Below are 1,312 nucleotides of genomic sequence, written 5' to 3' on the forward strand. Positions count from 1 at the left end.
AGCAGGAAACTGGTCTCGCCGTTGTCGAGCTTCTCGAGGAAGCCCGCGTGGAGCCGCCAGCCGATCACGAGGATCACCACGGCCAGCACGACCTCCCAGACGGCGATGAGCCAGGCGTTCGCGCGGGCGGGCATCAGGCCGGTGAAGACATCCACCGTGGCATGCGAGGCGGTCAGTTGCGTCAGCGGCAGGAAGGCGAAGATGGCAAAGGCCATGCCCGCGGTGACCAGCTCGTAATCGCCGGTGACGGGGCCGACGCCGGTGCCGATGAGCCAGGCGGCGAGGCCGGGTGCCGCCCCTTCGAGCAGGTCGCTGTGGCCCAGCGTGTTCAGCCCGCGGCCCGCGACGCTGAGGCAGGTCAGGATCACCAGCGCGGTCAGCACGAGGCCTCCGAGAAGCGCCATGAAGCGCGCAAGTCTGGTCACGAAGCTCTGCATGCCGCGCGGTCTCCGGTGGGGCTGGGGGGAAGGGGTCGAGTGAAAGTCGGGCGGCCAGCCCCCCGGGTCGCCTCGACCGGGGGGGCTGGCCCGGGATCACATCCCGCGTTCCTCGGCGATGAGTGCCGTGGCGCGCGCGACAAGGCCGGTGCCGTCCATGCCCGCGGCGTCCATCTCGGCCACCCAGGTCTCGACGATGGGGGCGGCGGCGGCGCGCCATTCGGCGACCTGCGCCTCGTCGAGCGTGATGATCGTGTTGCCGCGATCCTCGGCGAGGATGCGGGCGGGCTCGTCATACTCCTGCATCACGCGCCCGGCCATGGCCGAGAACTCGAGGCCGGAATGATCGTCGACGATGGCCTGCAGGTCGGCGGGCAACGCGTCATAGCTCGCCTGGTTCATGGCGAAGATGAAGGAGGTGGTGTAGAGCGAGGCCGCGCCGAAGCCGGTGTGGTTGTCCACCAGTTCCGAGACGCGCAGCGCGGCGGTGACCTCCCAGGGGATGACGGTGGCGTCGATGACGCCCTGGCTCAGCGCCTCGGGCACGGCGGGGACCGGCATGCCGATGGCGGTGGCGCCCAGCTCGGTGAACATCATGTTGGTCACGCGGGTGGGGGCGCGCAGCTTGACGCCGTTGAGGTCGGCGACCGTCTCGATCGGGTCCGAGGAATGGATCAGGCCGGGGCCATGCACCCAGAGGCCGAGCACGTGGAAATCGGCGAAATCCGTGTCCATCATGGTGTCCTGGGCGAGCCGCCAATAGGCGCGGCTGGTCGCCTCGGCATCCGAGCCTTCCATCATGAAGGGCAGCTCGAAGACCTCGGTGCGCGGGAAGCGGCCCGGCGTGTAGCCCGCGACGGTCCAGACGATGTCGA

At 69.7% G+C, this 1,312-nt stretch carries 2 protein-coding genes; both read right to left on the reverse strand.

Translation table 11 applies throughout. The annotated features are described in order from the left end of the window. On the reverse strand, nt 1-437 hold a 437-nt coding region (locus QQK83_RS19305; RefSeq protein ID WP_284267066.1), incomplete at its 3' end, for a TRAP transporter small permease subunit. 96 nt (nt 438-533) lie between these two features. Next, nucleotides 534-1,312, reverse strand: a 779-nt coding sequence (locus tag QQK83_RS19310; RefSeq protein WP_284267067.1) for a TRAP transporter substrate-binding protein, incomplete at its 5' end; no start/stop codon positions are given.

The sequence above is a fragment of the Roseicyclus amphidinii genome, from assembly GCF_030163755.1.
Taxonomy (GTDB): Bacteria; Pseudomonadota; Alphaproteobacteria; order Rhodobacterales; family Rhodobacteraceae; genus Roseicyclus; species Roseicyclus amphidinii.